The following is an 18,518-nucleotide window of genomic DNA, read 5'->3' on the forward strand; positions in this document are numbered from 1 at the left end:
ATCAACTCCCACCCACCAGGTGACGTGCCCACGACAGCAGCCCCAGCAGCCACACCGCCCACGGCAACACGAAGATCAACAGCACCCATTCGCTGACCTCGACTGCCTTGCGCACCGGTGCGCTGATCTTCGCCGTGGCGATCACCAACGCCCCCGTGAAGCCGATCACCACTAGGGCCAACGTCGCGGCGGCACAGATCAACGTGACTGTCACCGACGGTGGCGTGCTCGCTGCGGCGTAGCGGCCGATCACCACCGCCACCGCGGCCGTGGATGCCACCGCCAAGGTGACCGACTGCCACCGATCGACAAACGAACGCCCGCGAAGCAGCAGGATCGCGCAGATACCCAGCGTGAACGCCAGATATTTCCAAGCCCCCGGCCGGCCCGGGAGCACCGCGTACCGGGCGGCTACCACAGTCACCACACCGCAGCCCAGCAGAACACCGGTCACGATGGCGTTTCCTCGGCGCGTCCACGCGGCAATGTCTGCCGGTGACTCGGTGCCCGCCGGGTAAACCGGCGACACCGTATCGCGTGGTGCCCCAGGAACATTCGCGAATACCCCGGCGCCGGTCACCGACGGAAACCACGGACCTGGCACCCCGGACCCAATCACCCCAAGGTTGGTGGCGAACGTAACCAGACCAAGCACCCCGACCAGTGCGACCACGGCGACCCGCTGTGAGGGCACTTGCCACCCCGAGCTGGCCACCAGCAGCGCCGACCCGGCGAATGCGCCCACCGTCAGCAGCGCGGCCACCGCCGTGAGGTGGCGGTCGGTGATCACGACCAGCACCACCACCCCGGCCAGACCCGCACACAGCGCCGCCACCGCATGCCAGCCACTGTGCTGACCCGGTACCGACATCGCGGCCGCCGCAGACACCGGGATCAACGCGATCCAGGCGAAGCTGTCGCTGGCGGCGCGGCGCTGCTCATCAACGGCCCGCGACGCCAGCACCGCCGCCACGACCACGACCACCGCCAGTGCCCACGACACCGCCGCGGGCACCCAGCCACCCGAATGCCACCACAGCCGCAGGACAATCAGCTCAGCCCAGCCGATCAGTCCTGCCCCGAGCACACAGGCCACCCGCCGCGCGACCGTCTGATCCACCCGCTCAAACTGCCGCGCGGCCTCCCGCGCGATCGCGGTCGAGACATTCTCGGTGACCGGCTCGAAACGCTCCGTGGCCTCAGCGGGCAGCAGCCACAACGCATCCCCGTCGAGAACCCCGGCCTCGTCGAGGGACTGCTGCGGGTCCAACGGCCGCGAATCCGCTCTGCACAACTGGTAGGTCTGCTCGGCGTCGAGCACCGCCCGACCCTTATGCCGCAGAACCTCATTGATGCAGGGAATCAAGTCCTCCACCGCGGCGATCAACGCCACGCCGGCCGGCAACACGTAGTCGATCTCGGTGTCATCGGAGACGAACACCACCACTCGGGTCAGCCGCACCGAGCTCTGCGCGCCCTCGCGCGTCTCTGCGGCGGTCACGATGTCTCCGCTGTCTGAAAGCCTGTCGCCAACGAACCGGTCACCTCGAGGAATCGGCGGCGGGTCAGCGGGTTGAGTTCGTCGAGGTCGATCACACCGGCCCGAGCGATGTGCCGGTCGTAGGGCACCACCACGATGCGCTCCTCAGGCACCCACTGACCGAACCGCTCCACCAGGATGTTGATCAAGGCGTCGGTGTCTTTGCGGTCGCGCCGGTGCGACGGCGGACGGATGTGGTTGATCACCAACACCATCCGATTGAGCACGTGCCGGTATCGCGGGTGGTGGGCCAGCCAGTCCATCTGCTTGGCCGCGCCCTCGGCACCATCGGGCATGGCCGAGGTCACCATCACCAACGCGTCGGCATGGGTGAGCACCCCGTCCATCACCGGATGCTGAATATCAACGCCGCAATCGGTCAGCAGAATATTGTAGAACTGCTCCAGCCGGCGGCGGGTGTTCACATACAACTCGCCGGTGATGACCGCGCGCGCGGTCGAAGCCCGGTGTGCTGGCGACGCCAGCACATCAAGACCAATTATGTTGTGCCCCAACCGCGCCCGAATATCGGAGTAGCGCACCAAATCCTTGGCGCCCACGATGTCGCCATACGAGGAGGAGGCGCTGCGGTCGATCCGGACAGCCAGATTCGCGCCCTGACCGGGGTCGGCGTCCAACGCGATCACCTGCTCACGAGGCCGCAGCGCGGCGAACGTGGAGCCGATCACCACCGTCGAGGACGTCTTGCCGACCCCGCCCTTGCCGCCGAGCACCACCACCGAGAACGTGCCGGCCAGCGGCGAGGAGATCTGGTCGCGGTTCCACCGCACGAACTGCTCGTCGGGGGACTCCCCTGGATTGATCGACCCGAACGACAGCTTGTGAATCCATTTGCGCCAGCCCAACGACGACGGAATCTTTTTCGCCGACACCAGATCGTTGGCTCGAACCTGCTCGCCGAGCAACTGCCCACCGAGCGCTGCCGATCCGGCCGGCGGCGGCGGCGGCGGCGGCGACCACGGTGCACCGACCTCCGGCCGCTGCGGGGAGGGCCGCCCAGTGGAAGAGGGGGCGGGCGGCTGCGCCGGAACCGTCCGCGCCTCGCGGACGTACTCGACAGTGAATTCGTCGGGATTGCCCCGCTCGCCCGTTTCGGGGGCCGTCGGTTCGAATTCGGGGGCTCGTTGGGGAAATTCGGAGGCGGGTTGGGGGCCGAAGTGAAGCTCCCTCAACGGCGAGCCCTTGGCGGGGGTGCTGTCCCGCGGATCGTCATCCGGGCGCGGTACCCGGCGATGCTGCTCGCTATCTGGAGATTGTTGTGCTGGTTTGGAATCCGGCTGTGGGCGACCGGGTCCTGCCGTGCCGAACTTCTCGAAGAAGTCACGTTCGCTCATCGGTTACCCTTCAGTCCTCCGGCCAGGGATTCCGGACTAGCGAGGCGGCGCTTCCTAGTCACGTCCGCGAGCCCAACCAGCTCCCGATTTTTACGTCTACAACGCCAACCAACTTCGTGCGCAACTCATTTGCGACTCATTTGCGCAGTCTCTGGTGGGTGGACCAGTCTGGCCCACTGGGAAGCGATTCGAGCAAGTCATTGATCGCCGCAGCAATGCGCTGCTCGGTACCGGAGGTCACCATCGTCCACACCTGCCCCTCCGGGCTGGAGTTCGACGACACCAACACCCGACCGAGCAGAGTGTCGGCCACCATGAGCGCCCACACACCGATCGCCGCACCTTCCACATGGTGCTCCAGAGCAGTGATCGTGGCCCGTGCGGTCGTTGAATCCCCGACCACCTCAATAATTCTGGCCTGCTCAGCGCTCAGGCCCGCGTCGGCGAGCATGGCCACCACGTTCACATCGGGGTGGGCCTGCCAATGCGTCACAATCGAATCCAGCACGTCAGCCTCGATGCTGAACCCCTGTATATGAGCAGGGTCGGCCGCGCCAAGCAGATCCTGCACGGCCTGGCTGATCGACGACGTTTGCCCGAGCGCGGACACCACGATCTCGTCGAGCTCCTCGACAGCAACGTCGTCGTCATCGACACAGCCGACCTGCCACATCCGGGCGGCCACCACCCACCATCCGTCCCGGCGGCACAATGCTGCTGCCCGTTGCACCGGACGCCGGGCCGCCCACTCCGTCAACGCGGCATAGGCCTGCACCGGGTCCTCAGGTGCAGTGAACACCGGGGGCGGCCCGGCCAACCGATCACCGTCGGCCCCCGGCACATTGATCGCCACATTGAGTTCAATGTCGGGGCGGCCCAACGTCATCACCCAATCCGCGACGTCCGGGTCGAGCACGCCTTCGTGGCACACCCCGGCCTCTTCGAGAACCGCCATCCCCGGATGGGCGTTGATCGCTTCCACTCCGCCGACGGGGCGCAGCTTCAGCCCTACTGGAAGCCTCGTGATACCAGCGAGCGCGGCTGTCAACCACAGCCCTTCCGAGGTGGTTGACAGCCGCGCTCCAACGGCTACCGACATGTTAGATGGAGCGGAAGCCGGCAGCGGAACCGAAGTCGGTCGTCTCCGCGTTGGCCGACGCACCCGAGATCGCCGTGCCGTGCCGGTTGATGGTGTCGAAGACCTGGCCGAACGCCAGCGAGATCTGGGCGTGGCATTCCTGGGCTGCGTTCGACCCGTGCTGCGTCCAGATTTCGGCGATGCTGGCGATCTGGTTGTTGGCGTCCTGCTGCAATCCCTGCAGGTGCGTCACCAGGTTGGCCTGCTGAGTGGCGTGCTCGACCATGCGGGCATGGTCGTAGCGCTGTAATCCTGACATATGTTCTCTCCTAACGCGTTTGAAGTGATCGGGGTCTTAGACCGAGCTGATGTTGCCGAGCTGAGCGGCGTTCTGCTCGTTCATCTGCGAGTACTGGTGTGCAGATCCGCGGATCTGGTCGATGCACGACTGGAACCGCGCCGACACCTGCTTGCCGGTCGCCGAGATGTCCTCAGTGGTGCGCATCGAGGCGAGCGCGGCCAACCCCTGAAACGCCCCGCCGGTCAGGTCCTGGTTGGTCACCACGTACCGGCCGAGCGAGGACAACACCTCGTCGCGGATCCCTTCCAGCCGCGATGCGGACTCCAGCATCCTGTCGGTATCAGTATTGAAAGCCATTGCTAGGATTCTCCTTCTTAGTCACTGCCCGCCGTGCAGACATCACATCGGGCGTTGATTGCGTCTCATTGCAGCCAAAAATTGATCGGCCCCGGCTCGCTGCCGAGGTGTCACACCCCCTGCCCCTGCACATAGACGACTCCGTCGTCGGTGTACACCGGAACTCCGTCGCCGACACCGTCGTCGACGAGCACGCTCTTATCGGCGTCAGCGACATCGCGGTTCTTGCGTTGGCTTCCCGCCCCAGCGCCGCCGGGCATTCCGTACATGCCCGGTGCCATCGGGCCGGTACCCATCGGTCCGCTAGCGCCACGCACTCCGGCGGCGGTCTTATCGGCGCCGTTGGCGTTGTTCCACCACGCTGAGGGCATCCCGACCGAGCCGGTCATCCCGGCGCCGGCCGACGGCTTGGTCAATGCGGCACTTACCGGGGATCCGCCCCCGGCGAACCCGCCGCTACCGCCGCCGAGACCCGACCACGGTCCGCCCGCAGCGCCCAGTCGCGGAACAGCCAACCCTGGGGTGCCGCCTCCGCCGAACGCGCCGCCGGCCGCCGACAATGCCGGGGACAGCAGCCCTGAGAGCTGCCCACCCATCTGCGACGGCAATTGCTGGGCCTGTGACAGCAACTGTCCCATGCTTGATGCAGCCATCGACGGCGCCGACATCAACGGCCCCATCATTCCCTGGGCCGACTGCAACGCTTGGGACGGATCGGCCTGCTGTGCACCGGCAGGGGCACCCGACGACGCGGTACCGGACTGCCCGGCCTGTGCGCCTTGGGCACCCTGGCTGGTCGCCGCAGCCACCGCCCCCGCACCGGACGTCACCGCACCCGTGCCCGCCGACAGCGCCGCCGTCCCAGCCTGGGCCGCGCCGCTCAGCCCCACCCCGGCACCCTGCAGCCCGAGCGACATGCCCGTCGCGGCCACGCCCGCGGCCGCGGCCGCCGCCGGATTGGCAGCCCCTGGCAGCACCGGAAGCGGAGCCACCAGCGACCCCACTAACCCGGTAATTGCGGTCAAATAGCCCATCATTGCCCCGGCGTTCTGAGCCCAGAATTCGCCGTACTCAAAGTTGCTCTCAGCAATCGGGATAGCATTCTGCCCGATGATGTTTGTCGCCTGCAAAGTGGCTTCACGTACACGATTAGCAACGACGGTGGGCACTGGGATGGTGGCTGCTACAGCCGACCCGTACGCATTGATTCCGGCCCCGATGGTGCCCGCTGTCTTTTGCGCGAACGCTCCCGCGGCGCTCATCCACGTCGACTGCACCGCCGCGCACTGCATCATCGACTGACCGCCCGCACCGACAAACGACGCCGCCGTGGCCGCCGCAGTCGCAGCCATCTGGGTTGCCTGCTGGGTGTGGGTGATCGCCGCCGTCTCAAAGGCAGTCACTTGAGGGACGTGCGCCGTCGGCCCCGCACCGGCCATCGTGAGCCGAAACGCGTTGACCTCGGGCGAAATCCCCCAGTACATGTGCGCTGCCTCCGCGCTCTACAGCGCCAGCTGGGCGGCCGCGGTCAGATCGGTAACCTCATAGGCCGCCGCCGACGTGCCCGCCGAGGCCGCGAACAGCTCCCGTTGCGCCACCCCAACGCCGGTGGCCGCGAGGTACTCGGCCGAATGCGCGGCGATCGCCTGCGCGAAAAGCATCGACACCTCCTCGCCACCCATCGGGATCGGCACGACCATCGCCGGCGCGGCACCGGCAAGCATTCCGCCCGTCGCTGCAGCACCCGCTGCCTCGGTAGCCCCCTGTGCGGCGACCAACGGCGTATCAACAAACAACATCTGTTCACCTTTCATCGGCGCTGCTCTTGAAATCGAGACTAATGCGCCAGCAAAACGATCGGCAACCAGCGCAGCCAACTTTGATTGGAATTCAACGTATTTCAACCAGGTAAGTTGAATCCCCCGCCCTGGGGTGGCCAGCAACCTCCGGCAGACCCGGCATACCTGCGCGGTCCGAACCCTGTGTGGCCATTGCGCCGCCGTTAGAGACGGTCGTTTACACCATTTTGACCCTGCGACGCCACAGCCGCACCTCCACGCAACGCCAGCAGGGCTGCCGCGCGCGCGTTGTCGCCGATCTGGCGCGACCGCTCGGCCTGGCGCGCGGACTCGAGGGCCGCCGCCTCGGCCTCGTCCGCGATCTCCTCGAGACGGTGGGCCACCATCTTCGCCGAGAGCGCCGAGCCGCGCAGTGTCGGCTTCCCGCCGGCCAGGATGGCGTCGCAGCTGCGTGGCTCCGACCCGAGAGCGGAGCCGATGGCATCGCGGGTCGATTTGCGGCCGGACACTTCTGCGTGGTTGATCAGCCGAGACACGATCGGCCGCGACACCTACGCCTTCTGGCTCAGCTGCTGTAGCGTCCAGCCTTTCTCGGTCCGTGCTCGATCCACCCATCCTGCGAGCCGACCAGCGGCCAGAGTGTGGTCGATCACTGATCCGCTACCGATGTCGCGATCTGCACCGGCGCCGTCAGCCCCTCCGTCACATACACCCCGCGTCCTGGCTGCATCCGGCTCGCGCGCTGCATGCCGACGATCGGACCCTCATTGCGGTCGCCGCTCATCACCACCCCGGCGGCTTTCATGCGCAGCAGCCGGTCGATCAACGGCGAGCTCGCTGCCCGAGCCCAGGTGCCGATCCGGCGCGCCACAATCAGGTGCAAGCCGACCTCCTTGGCGCGGTCGACGAACGGCGCCAGCGGTTCCAGCGGGTAGGCGCCGGCCATGAAATTGCCGCTTCCCCACCCCTGTACCGTTTCCTCCCGGTCGATGAGCACGAAGGTCTGCCGGCCCTGCCACCGGATCCCGGCCTTGATCTGCTCCTGCGTCACATCCCCCGCTGGCAGCCTGGCTGCCAGCACCGAGCCCAGATGGGCGGCCAGATTGCGGACCTGATCCTCACGATGCACGTATCCCTCATGCGATACCTGTTCAAAGGCGGGATCAGGTGCCACCGGTGCTGCCGGGGTGCCGAACGCCGCCGCGCCGAAGTCCTTCTTCGGGCCGGGTGGCGGATCGACATAGGTCCCGAGATGCGGGCCCTCCGCCACCTGCGCCAGCTCGGTATGCGGGTCGATCACGAAGATCTCGGCCTCCTCGGGCCCGTAGACGCTCATGATGGCCCGTGCCAGGGTGGCCAACGCCGTCGATAGCCCACATTCCGGATCCCCAGCCAGCAGCAGATGCGGGGCCGCGGCGAAGTCGGCGATCGCCGGCCGCAGTCCGACCTCCGAAATCCCGAACGGCACCTTGCCGCCCCCGATCCCCCTGCACTGCCGTGCCTGGGTGAACACCTCGCGCAGGGTGACCCGCTCGGGCAGGATCTTGAGCTTCGCGGCCGACCCACCATCACCGGTCACCTGCGCGATCGCCTCGACCGCGTCCCCGACCAGCACCACCTTCTCACCGATGCTCACCTGCGGCAACGCTGTCTGAAAGTGATAGCCGACCATGGATGTACCTCGGCCACGGATCAAGACCGTCTGCGTCTGCTCGCCCGCCCCGAATTCGCCGGATTCTGAATCCCCCAGCGCCGCAGCGTCATCTGCGGCAACCTCGCGTGACCCGAAGGGCACCTTCTTGGCGACCTGCTGGTTGTTGGTGCTCAAGTCGTCGGTCTGATCGTTGAGCTTGAGCTCCACATTGGCCGTCAGCAGCCCCTTCATCCCAGACCGCATCTTGCCCTGAATCCAGCCGTTCGCCGACACGATCACGTGCACACCGTGACTGGGGCCGCGCGTCATGATCGACACCACCCGATCCACCGGTGTGCGCATCGTGTTGTCGTCGAATGCGTCCACGAATTGCGCCCACCCGTCGAGCACCATGTACACATCGCCGTACGGGTCATCGGGGATCTGGCCCGGCTGGCCGCCGAACTTGCGTTCCCGCAGCTGCGCCATCCCGATGCCGAGGTCCTTGAAGGCCTGCTCGCGGTACTCAATCAAGGCTTCCATCTCGGCCAGCGTGCGGGTGACCCGTTCCACCTCATTGCCACGTGCAAACGACGCGACGTGCGGGAGCCGCGAGATCCCGTTGAGGTCCGGCCCGCTGAAACTCAGCACCAGAAATTGGATGCGCTGCGGGGTGTACATCAGGGCCGCGCCGGTGATCATCGTCGTCAACGCCACCGTCTTACCGGCGTTCCCGATGCCGACCACACCGCAGTTGCCTTCCAACACATCGACGGCGAACACCCTCTGGGAATGCTGAAAAGGCCTGTCCTCCAAACCCACCGGGAACACCAAGCCGCGATTCTGGCCGTAGTCGACATGCCAGAGCTTGCCCCGCAACCGGCGTACCAGCTCATCAACCGCCAGCGAGGTCAGCGGCGGCAACCACATCCGCCGCCCATGGCGTCCCTGGGTCTGTGCCTGCAACGACTTGGTGGCCACCTGAATATCGCGCATCGGGCGACCATCCTCGCCGATCAGCACCTGCGGAGCCTCCTCGACGACCTCCGCCTGCACCGATGCCGGCTGCTTCACGGCGGCCATCCCCGTCACCAGAAATTCGCGCGGCGGCGCATACCCGGACTGAGCGCGCACCGTCGCCGCTGCCACCTGCCGCCGAGGGGTGTATGTCCCCGAAACGTACGCGGTTTGGAAGCGTGTCAACAACTCCCGGCCCTCGACCCGCAAATAGCCCGCGCCAGCGGGCTTCACCGGTAGCCACTTGGCCTCATCGACCCCCAGTACCGCGCGGGAATCGTTGCCGTCCAACGTGCGTAGCGCAGCGCGGATCGGCACGTTGGCCATGATGCCCTGATTCATCTCATGTCCCAGCCGCTGCGACCCCATCAGCATCCGCACACCCAGGGCGCGGCCTTGGCGGCCGATCTCGTCGAACACTTCCCTAGCGGCGGGGAATTCCTTGAACATCTGGGTGAACTCGTCGACGATCGCCAGCAGGGTCGGCATGGGCGGCAGGGGTTCCCCGCGGTGGATGCGCAGGTACTCGTATTCGGCGGCGTTGCCGACGCGGGCCCGGGCCAGCATCCGCTTGCGGATTTCTAATTCGCCGTAGAGCACATCGGCCATCCGCTCCAACCACAGCGAGTCGTTGCGCAGGTTGTTCATCGCAGCGACCACATGCGGCAGGTGCTCGATCGACTGCGCGGTCGTGGCACCCTTGAAGTCGAAAAACGCGATATTGAGCGATTCCGGGGAATGCGTCAAGCACGCCGCGAGGATCAGAGTGGTCCAAAACTCCGACTTGCCCGCGCCGGTGGTGCCGACCAGCACCATGTGGTGGCCCATCCCACCCTCATGGGGCTCTTTGAAATCGATGTAGACGGTGTTGCCGAATTCATCGCGGCCATAAGGGATTTTCAGCCATCGCTCACCCCAGACGTTCTCTTCGAACGGCGGACCAGAGCGGGTGGGCGCCCACAGTCGGTCCACATCAAGATGCGCCGGGTCAACAATCCCCAGCATCTGAAACAAATCGACAGCGCCGCCATCCTCCACTGCCGCCGACCGCGCGGCCGTATCGGGGCGCCACCTGGCCATCCGCCGGGCGATCGTGCGTGCCGTCTGCTCATTGATCTGGTCCGGAACTGCGAAACGGCCACTGCTGTCGCTGATTAACTCTGGGTTGAGGTAATAGGTGGACCCGAACTCCATCCCGGCACCCTTCTCCGGGGCCAGTCTCATGAATGTGACGCCGGCGACGCCGTCGCGCCGCGTCAGCGTCTGCCACTCCGCTTCGTCGATGCGCCGCTGATCGTTGATGACCAGCCAATGCGGCATCTGCGACGACTCCTTGGCGTGCTTCTCGCGTTCGTGTAGCTCGTCGCCGACTGCCGCGTTGAACGCTTCGGCCGAGGTCCACACCAGGCGCTGCGACCCCGCGGTGTCCAGCAGCGTCGCGTGCTGGCAGTGGGGTAGCCACTTCACCCAATCCCAGCGGGCCGGCTCATCGGTCACCACCATCACCTTCAGATCGGTTGGCGAGTGAAACACGCTGGCCTGGCAAATGATTGACCGGACCAGCCCGTAGACCGGCTCCATCACGCCGTTCTCACCAACCAACGCCAAACCCGGTGTGGCCCGCAGCGACACCGGTTTGGCGATCCCGTTGATGACATTCTGCTGATCCAGAAACGAGCTGAACCCCTGAAAGGTGACCGGTTCGTAGTCGGCTGGGCGGCCCAGCTGCGGCAAGTTATCGAAGCTGCGCGACAGCCCCGACCGGCCTACACCGAACCGCACGTAGCCGAAATGCGGGTCCAACGACGAGGGCCCCGCCCCACGCTGTATCGACTGAGTCATCGCGCCCCCTCAAGGCTGTCCGACATCATTTGATCTTCAACGCTCGGCTGCGCTCCCACATCCGACGCGAGCCGACCGCCCCCAGCAGCAGCTGGGGATTTGGATGCAGGAACTGGAACTGGTCGAACTGTGCCTGAGCGCTCTCATGCACCTCGTCGCGCAGCTCGTCGAGATCAGCGAAATACTCGCGGCGCGCGATCTCCATCTGCGCGGGCGTGAGTTGTTTGTTGTCCCCGCCACCGCCGAATCGATTGCCGCCGAACATCATCGCCATCGAACCGATCATCATCAGCGGGAAGAACAACGACACGCCGACCATCGGCCCGGACCGCAGGCCCGGCTGCGAAAAGATCAGCGCCATCATGCCGATTAGCGCCACACCCAACACGGCGGGAAGGATGATCTGCATCTTTGTGCGAGGGATCGGCCTCGGAGCCATCAACGGCTCCAGTGAGGTCGGTGTCATGATCCGGCGGCCACTCACAACTCCCGGCGGACGCTTACGTGCTCCCGGCTCAAACCGTGACGTCGACATTTACCCTCCCTGTTTCTGCATCGGGGCCGCGGCCGCGTCGAGTGCATCGTGCACCGTCTCCGCTGCCGCACGAGACAATTCCGGGCCGGCGGGCCACACCTGAAGCATCGACCACGGCGCGGGCCGTACCTGCTTGACCGACAGCCCCAGCGCCCGCAGCGCTTCGTCGTCGAACGGCACACCGTATCGGGCCCCGGAGTCGGTGATCAGCCAAATGGTTTGCCGCCGCGTCGAATCCAACGCAGCCCCCGTCGTCGTGACGAACGTGGCCGGGGCCGCACTCAAGAGCACCTGGTTGGCCTGCACACCGCCGGTACCCCCGCCCACCAGCTTCACCAGCTGGCCCTGCTGCGCACTGGTAATCGGTAGTCCACGCCCGGTCAACACGTGCAACTGTGCCTGGCGGTCGTTGACCTTCCAGTCCCACGCCACGCACGCGACCGGCTGCTCGGCGGCATCCACCACATGCAATGGGCTGCTCGGGTAGTAGTCGATGTCCAGAACGTGCTGGGCAGGAGCCTCGGCCAGGCGGTCTGGAGAAATCTCCGGAAGAGTGGTGGCGCCGTAGGACTCGTGCTGGCGCAGCATCGCCCCCACCACCGCGGACACAGACTGGACACCGTCGCCGACCACCACGTAGAAGCGGTCCTCACCGCTGGTGACATTCTGGCTCGACACCACCGAGCCCACGACGATGCCGGGTCCCCAGTTGAACCGGGGCGGCGTGCCAGCATTGGGAACTACCGGCATCACCAACGGACCGCCCGCCGGCAAGGCGTCGTAGAGTGCCCGCGACATTCCCTGCACCAGCGCGTCAGGCTCAATACCGAGCGCCTCGGTGACCGCACGATCGGACAAGTCGATCGGCATCCGCACACCACTGTTGACGACGTACGCCTTATCGCCGTAGGACATGAGCAGTGCCTGATCGGAGCCGAGCTGGTTGGCTCCCTCACCCAGGGTCAGCTCACCGTTGATGCCCGTCACGGTCGGGGCACCAGTGACCGTCGTCGAGGCGGTATCGCATACCGACCACCGTGACACCTCCGGAGACGTCACCCGGGGCGGATCCATCGGGGCGCCCATAATGCCCACCGTCGGCCCCTTCGGCCACTTGGCGATCTCATCGGCGTTCACGAACGTCGGCGCATCGGGTGATCCTGCAATCAGCTGGGCCGAGACCAAGTTCAGTGCCGGATGCAGCCGGCCATCAACCACCACATACAGCGTGCCGGTTTTGCGTTCCGCGACAATCTTCGTTGAGTCGGCGATCTGCCCTGCGGGTCGGAAGAAGCCGACGACGAACCCGCCGATTACCAGAATTGCGGCCACCACGGCCGACAGCATCAGCAGAACCCGCTGCCAGCGGACCGGGTCGACCTCCATGCGCACCGATCTGCGAAGCAGCGCGAACCCGAGCCGCCGCCGCAGAAAGAAATGTCCGCTGACTTGGGTGCGCGACGCCAAATTCAAGCCCAGCCCGCCACGTACCGGCGGGTGCTGTCGGGGTGCGGGACCCAGCGGTGCGCCTGCCTGATCTGACGTCATAGACCCTAGATTCCCCGCCACAAATCGGACGCTACTGTCCCCCTGGACGCCCCCGCTACCGGTGCGTCCAAAATTGACGAAGACTCGGGCAGCGTGGTCAGTTCAGCTCCTGCTCAACCTCTTGAAGACTGGGCTCCAGAACCTGCCGAATATCACCGACATACGCTGCCGCGGCCGCGTATGCCATGTCCGGCAACGGCATCGGCTGCGCCCACCCACCCAGGTGCTCCATCGCCCGGGCCGCGGTCCACTGCCCCCGATGATACGAATGCGTCTGCGGCGACACCTGTTCCGGCCGCAGATCATCGGTGAAGCCACCCGGCCGCGTCGCACCCACCTGCATGAAATACTCGTTGCAGGCAGTGTTGTAGGCCGCCCACTCCGCCTGGCCCGGTTCCCGGTTAGCCTTCACCGCTTCCCACAACCCCCGCAGCTCCTGCGGGTAACCCCCGACCTGCAAGGCTGCCTCCATCAACGCCCGAGTGAGCGGGAAAATGACCCGCTCACGAAACACCGGCGGCACAGCAGACAGCCTCTCCAGCCGCTCGTACAGATCCGCAAACTCCGACTGCAGCCGATGCACGTGCATGTCGTCCAGGACCGGCGGAGCCCAATCCGGCGCCAACTCCGCGGGGCGGTCCTCCTCCCGGCGACTCACCCACGTGTGCTCCACACCCACACTGCGGAAGGCATCCACCTGCCCGGTTGTGGCGGCCGCCACCAATTTCCACTCGTCATGCCCACGTAGCGCCGCGTACTCAACCAACAGCCGCGCCGGATCGGCCCAGCCGAACCAACGCTCACGAAACTCCCTGTCTACCATCGGGTCTGACACCATCAGCCGTGCCGACCGCGGTAGAAACACGCCCACGGGCACGTAGCCGGAACCGTCGCCGCTCATCACCACCGTCTCCGAACCCGACGGCGACCGGAAAACACCGACCGCCCAGTCGAGCGGATACGCCCGCACGTCGCCCGAACGCGCCAGTTCCCAGGCCAGCGCCGCGGAAGCCAACACATCCGGTGATAGTGGTCGCTCCGGGCGCGCAGCAGACGCTGCCGGCGTCACCACACTCGCCGGCACGAGCGTCGCGCCAGCATTCGGATTCACCGCACCACCAGAACCAGCACCCACACCACTAGACGAAGCAGGCGCCGTCGCCGGAACCGTCGCCACCGCACCACCTGCCATAGCTGGCGCGGCAGGACCGCCCATACCGGGCGGCGGCAGCATCATCCCGCCAGCGGACGGCGCCCCCGTCATAGCACCACCAGGACCTGCAACAGATGGCACAGGACTGTGTGCACCCGACGCAGCCAAACCCGCAGGCACCGCCGCAGGAGGCGCCGACGCAGCCCCAGCCACCGGATTCGCCGCCGGAGAAGCCGTACCTGGCAACGACGGCGCAGGATTCACCGGCGGAACAGCCCCAGCCACACCAGAACTCGCAGCCACCCCACGCGCGAACGCAGACGGATCAACCGCCCCAGCCCCTGGCATACTCGACGCCGGTACGCCAGACAATCCTGACGGAGCCGTAGCGCCCGGCAAGCCGCCCGCACCAGACGACAACGCCGACAGCGGATTTCCGCCACCAAGCCCTGAGAAGCCCCCAGGCATCCCGCCACCGCCTCCAGGTAGTCCACCGCCAGACAACCCGCCCGGAAAGCCCGGTGACGACATGCTCGGTGCCCGCGAGGGCGCCGGTGTCATTGGCGCGCTAACGGACGTCACTGGCGACTCGCCCGCCGGCGCTTCTCCTTGGGAGCTTATTGCGCCGCGTGATGCTCCGTTGCCCCCTGATAGTCGTTTGCTTGCATCGCCACTGGTGGCGGGCTCCTGCCCTTCGTCGTTCAACGTCGTGTGCGGCCGATGATTGTCAATGGGCTTTTTGATTCCGCCCGTGTCGTCAGGAATTGGCTCGGGACCAGGGCTATCTTGCGCAAGATCCCCGAGTCTTCCGGTGAGTGCGATCAGATCCGAGCCGTAATTCGATTTGAAGTGCGTGTAGTGAGCTCCGAGCATTTCGACGCCATTGACGGCCGCTAGCCGGGCGTCTCCGTGAGTAGTCTCGATGATGGTCGCGCGGTCGAAATTTGTCTTGGCCGCGCCGAGCGCGTCATGTGCGGTCCTGTCAATGCTGTCGTGGGCCGACTGCACATCGCGCATGACTTCGGCCATATTGGAGTAGAGCGTGGCCTGGCCGCGAAAATACGACACGCCACGATTGATATTCGATGCGAACTCGCGGGCCTTTTCGTGGCCAACGCTGAAACCCGGAGAGTCAGCAGCATTTTCACGTATCGCGTTCGCCGACACAGTCTGTTGATGAAGGTCTTCCAGCCACCCAGCCCGCGCCGTGGCCCGCGCCGCAAGCGCGTCGTACGGGTGCGGGTCGGGGGTTTTGATATCCGGAGTGATGATCAAATGAGAATATGGACCCACGCCGCCGCTGGCACTAGGCACGCGCACCCCTAACTGATCTATGCGAAGCCGCACGCCGCGTTCACCCGGTCGACCGCCGCATTACTTCGGTCGACGGCAGCATTGACCCGGCTCCCGACGCGGCGCATAGTCGCGTCCTCCTGATCGAACGTCGCCACCAAGTAGTCATGGATCGCGGTCGCCAGTTCGGGCGGCGTGGCGGGGCCGACCTGACTCTCCAGTAGAGAGCTTTCAACCAATGCAGTTCGCGCCTCATACCCGTGCGCGGCCCTCGTCTGGGGGTCGGTCCAGTCGGACGGTGCGGCGCCAGCGCTTCGACTGGCCTGCGCCATCGTGGAGGAGGTGACCTCCCATGCCGCACACGCGCGGGACTTCGCCGCTGAGGCGTCAGCCGAACTGTAGGTCGGCGCGGTCGGAGGCACGATCACGGTGTGGACGGCGTGGGGGGCAGGACGTACGAGTATTGCCGCACTAAATGCGGCCGCACCGGCCGCAAGCACCAATGCCACTGCGGCGGCGAGGAGACCCCAGCGCGGCCTTTCATCTGGCCGCACTGGCAGTATCGGTGATGGGGGGGTTGGCGGCGGCGCGTAGCCTGTCGGTGGCGATGCGTACGTTGTCATAGTGACACCGCCGGTACTGTCGTCAGAGCCTGGCTATTTTCTTCGTCGGTCCCCACCGTGGCAATGACAGCCTCGACATGCCGCTCGGCGACCTTGATGCCATGCGCTGCGAGCCCCGCGACAGCGGCAGCTGAATCGCGATCCATATCGCCCACGATCGCGGCCACCGGAACCCAAATGGACGCCATCACCTCAGCGGCCGCCGGCACGCCGCTTAGTACATCGGGTGACACAGCCGTCGCGGCGAGCGTCGCTGCGACCGAGCTGGTACTCCCATTCGCCGCTGTCGCCGCGGCTGCATCCAATTCGACGTGCCGCTGTGTCGCTGCCACTTCTCAGCCCCCACACAATTGAGTCAAGCGATCACCGGTCGACCGAGTGTCCGCGATGAACTTCTCGGCCTCCTGGTCGGAGACCTCGCGAGTATTCGCGTCTCCCAACGCGATTAACGACGTTACGTATTCGTTCGTCGCGTCCGCAACGTCTCTTGGCGTGGCCGGCGGGACGTGGTATCGCAAATATTGCGTCTCCACCGCCAGGACCGTCTGCCAATTTGCCAGCGCCGCTTTGTAATCCAGCGAATTCCGATCAGCGGTCGTCGCCGCGAACGCCTTTTGGGCGTCGTTGATTGGCGTCGCCGACGTTGCGCTTGCCCCGCACGCTTCCTTCTGCGCCGCGGCGATCTGCTCGGCACTGTATGCCGGAGCGGAAGCGGTCTCGGTGGTCGTCACGGCGGGCGGTGCCGGTCGCAACACGGTGATCGCGCTCATCAATACCGCCGCTACTCCCAGTAGCACCGCGGACCCGCTCATCACCCATACTCCCCACCGACGTTTGATGTGCTGCGGCGCCTCAGGTGTCAGTAGCGCTTGAACTGGCGCCGGTGGGTGACCATTTGGCGCCGGCAAAGGTGGCGGGACGGGTAGCGGAGCTGACGCACTTGGCGGAGCCCATGCTGAATCGGGGTCAGGCGCAAACACCTGTCCGCCGCCTTGCCTGGGCTGGCCCTCCATACGCCCAGCGTAAACCGCACCCCGGACATGCGGCTACCACTACGTGCGCAATTGCGTTTGGCGAAAGCGTGTGTGGGAGTCGATTAGCTAACAGGTCCGGCCATCGACAATTGGGAGGGTATACGCGTTCTTGTGCTCGTGCGAGGTCCTGGCAAACGGGAGTGTGGAGATCACGTGGGCGGAACGCCGCGTTGGCCTGGCAACCGGCGCGCGGCGCAGACGGCGCTCCCGCGTCTGCGTGGCGGGACACGTTGCCGGACTCCGAGACGGGCAGCCTCGTCATCAACATCAAGATTCGCGTACCCAGATGGGGCGAGTTGAAGGGCCAGCGGCACCCGTATATGTACCAGCTGGTGCTCGCGTTGCAGCAGATGCGCTGGCGGTGCATTCCCAAGCTGACGAAGAAAGGCGCTGGGGATCCTCGTCGTTTGCGCGTGACCACGAAACTCCTGTTTCGTCGTTGAATTCCACGACAACGACGGGTGTTGCGGCTGGAGGCAAGACGTAGAGGACAACCGCAGATTGGTTGGGCGCTAGGCCTGACGGAAACCCGTCGGCTACGTGCCCGATCAACGCATCGTTTAAGGCCGGCCTTGCTTGTGATGCAACAGCATTGCCGAGCATTCTCGCCGGACCTTGACCAATGATGCGGCCGAAGCCGCCCGCGAGGCCGTCGCCAATGATGCGGCTGAAGACTTCATCCATCGATATGACATCTTTGGAGCGCCTCACACCGTCAATCGGGCTGCCGTTCGCATCGACCGCTGACACGTTGACGTTGAGTCGAGAGATAGGGCCTGTGCTGTGGTTGAAGACTTGGACCCTCCAGACGTCTTGGCCCACAATGCTTACGGAGGTGCGGTAGCTCATGATCTTCCGCGCCTGGTCAGCCTTATTGCTTCGGATAACCACCTTGCCGAGATCCATGCTCGCAAGATCGCGTTCGATCGCATCGCGCACCTTGAACTGCAGATCCTCGACGCTGGCATACTCACCAAGCAGACCTTCGCCGCGTAACTGGTCTTTGAAATCGTTGAGTCGCTGAATCTCTTCTGGCTTCGTGTCACGGGGAAACGGCTCGGTGGAGAAATAGACATGCACCGGCTTGCCCGCCCCGTGTGCATGGATGATCTCGTGGGCAGTGCCTGATACGGCGTCGTCAGTCGCAGTCCCGAGACGGGCGTTGAAGACGGCAATGACCACATCACAGGTTTCGACTGCTTGACGATCGATGATGTCCTGCGCCGTGCCGCCGAGTTCGGGGATCGCGTGCGTCTCCCAGCGCCAGGGGGCCAGCTGTATCTGCTCACGCTCGGCTCGCGAGCTATTCCAGCCGTGCGCCTTTTCGATTGCGTCACGCTCACGAATCGTATCGCTAGGCGATGCGATCAATACCTTGAGAACGTGGGCGTCGAATCCCATGTCGGTCTC

16 protein-coding genes are annotated in these 18,518 nt (G+C 65.5%); all 16 read right to left on the minus strand.

Annotated elements, in window-relative coordinates; all coding sequences use genetic code 11:
* Position 1 precedes the first annotated feature (1 nt).
* Positions 2 to 1,501: a type VII secretion integral membrane protein EccD gene (gene eccD / locus ORI27_RS16005; protein WP_265997853.1), complete on the minus strand. Its 1,500-nt coding sequence runs from the start codon at positions 1,499 to 1,501 to the stop codon at positions 2 to 4.
* A complete protein-coding gene (locus ORI27_RS16010) occupies positions 1,498 to 2,895 on the minus strand; it encodes a MinD/ParA family ATP-binding protein (RefSeq protein ID WP_265997852.1) in 1,398 nt (465 codons plus the stop codon). Before ORI27_RS16010 ends, eccD begins: the two co-directional genes overlap by 4 nt.
* Positions 2,896 to 3,031: 136 nt before the next feature.
* Positions 3,032 to 3,943 (minus strand): ESX secretion-associated protein EspG, encoded by a 912-nt coding sequence (locus ORI27_RS16015; protein WP_265997851.1) that lies wholly within the window; start codon positions 3,941 to 3,943, stop codon positions 3,032 to 3,034.
* Positions 3,944 to 3,995: 52 nt separating this feature from the next.
* Positions 3,996 to 4,292, minus strand: coding sequence for a WXG100 family type VII secretion target (locus ORI27_RS16020; RefSeq protein WP_265997850.1), 297 nt, complete (start codon positions 4,290 to 4,292; stop codon positions 3,996 to 3,998).
* A gap of 36 nt (positions 4,293 to 4,328) precedes the next feature.
* Positions 4,329 to 4,631, minus strand: a complete 303-nt coding sequence (locus ORI27_RS16025) for a hypothetical protein (RefSeq protein WP_265997849.1) — start codon at positions 4,629 to 4,631, stop codon at positions 4,329 to 4,331.
* Positions 4,632 to 4,741: 110 nt separating this feature from the next.
* Positions 4,742 to 6,115, minus strand: a complete 1,374-nt coding sequence (locus ORI27_RS16030) for a PPE domain-containing protein (RefSeq protein WP_265997848.1) — start codon at positions 6,113 to 6,115, stop codon at positions 4,742 to 4,744.
* A gap of 18 nt (positions 6,116 to 6,133) precedes the next feature.
* Positions 6,134 to 6,430 (minus strand): PE domain-containing protein, encoded by a 297-nt coding sequence (locus tag ORI27_RS16035; RefSeq protein WP_265997847.1) that lies wholly within the window; start codon positions 6,428 to 6,430, stop codon positions 6,134 to 6,136.
* A gap of 203 nt (positions 6,431 to 6,633) precedes the next feature.
* A complete protein-coding gene (locus ORI27_RS16040; RefSeq protein WP_265997845.1) occupies positions 6,634 to 6,981 on the minus strand; it encodes a hypothetical protein in 348 nt (115 codons plus the stop codon).
* 98 nt (positions 6,982 to 7,079) lie between these two features.
* Positions 7,080 to 10,922: an FtsK/SpoIIIE domain-containing protein gene (locus ORI27_RS16045; protein ID WP_265997843.1), complete on the minus strand. Its 3,843-nt coding sequence runs from the start codon at positions 10,920 to 10,922 to the stop codon at positions 7,080 to 7,082.
* Positions 10,923 to 10,947: 25 nt separating this feature from the next.
* Positions 10,948 to 11,361, minus strand: a complete 414-nt coding sequence (locus ORI27_RS16050) for a hypothetical protein (protein WP_265997841.1) — start codon at positions 11,359 to 11,361, stop codon at positions 10,948 to 10,950.
* A 96-nt stretch (positions 11,362 to 11,457) separates the two neighbouring features.
* Positions 11,458 to 13,005 (minus strand): type VII secretion protein EccB, encoded by a 1,548-nt coding sequence (gene eccB, locus ORI27_RS16055; protein WP_265997839.1) that lies wholly within the window; start codon positions 13,003 to 13,005, stop codon positions 11,458 to 11,460.
* A gap of 97 nt (positions 13,006 to 13,102) precedes the next feature.
* Complete coding sequence (locus tag ORI27_RS16060; protein ID WP_265997837.1) at positions 13,103 to 14,023, minus strand: hypothetical protein; 921 nt, start codon at positions 14,021 to 14,023, stop codon at positions 13,103 to 13,105.
* A 1,466-nt stretch (positions 14,024 to 15,489) separates the two neighbouring features.
* Positions 15,490 to 15,873: a hypothetical protein gene (locus tag ORI27_RS16065; protein WP_265997836.1), complete on the minus strand. Its 384-nt coding sequence runs from the start codon at positions 15,871 to 15,873 to the stop codon at positions 15,490 to 15,492.
* A gap of 197 nt (positions 15,874 to 16,070) precedes the next feature.
* Positions 16,071 to 16,283, minus strand: coding sequence for a hypothetical protein (locus ORI27_RS16070; RefSeq protein WP_265997835.1), 213 nt, complete (start codon positions 16,281 to 16,283; stop codon positions 16,071 to 16,073).
* 126 nt (positions 16,284 to 16,409) lie between these two features.
* On the minus strand, positions 16,410 to 16,844 hold the full coding sequence (locus ORI27_RS16075) for a hypothetical protein (protein WP_265997834.1): 435 nt from the start codon (positions 16,842 to 16,844) through the stop codon (positions 16,410 to 16,412).
* 531 nt (positions 16,845 to 17,375) lie between these two features.
* Entirely contained in the window at positions 17,376 to 18,509 is a 1,134-nt protein-coding gene (locus tag ORI27_RS16080) for a hypothetical protein (RefSeq protein ID WP_265997833.1), read from the minus strand.
* Between the last annotated feature and the right edge of the window lie 9 nt (positions 18,510 to 18,518).

It is taken from the genome of Mycobacterium pinniadriaticum (genome assembly GCF_026242045.1).
In the GTDB taxonomy this organism is placed as follows: Bacteria; Actinomycetota; Actinomycetes; order Mycobacteriales; family Mycobacteriaceae; genus Mycobacterium; species Mycobacterium pinniadriaticum.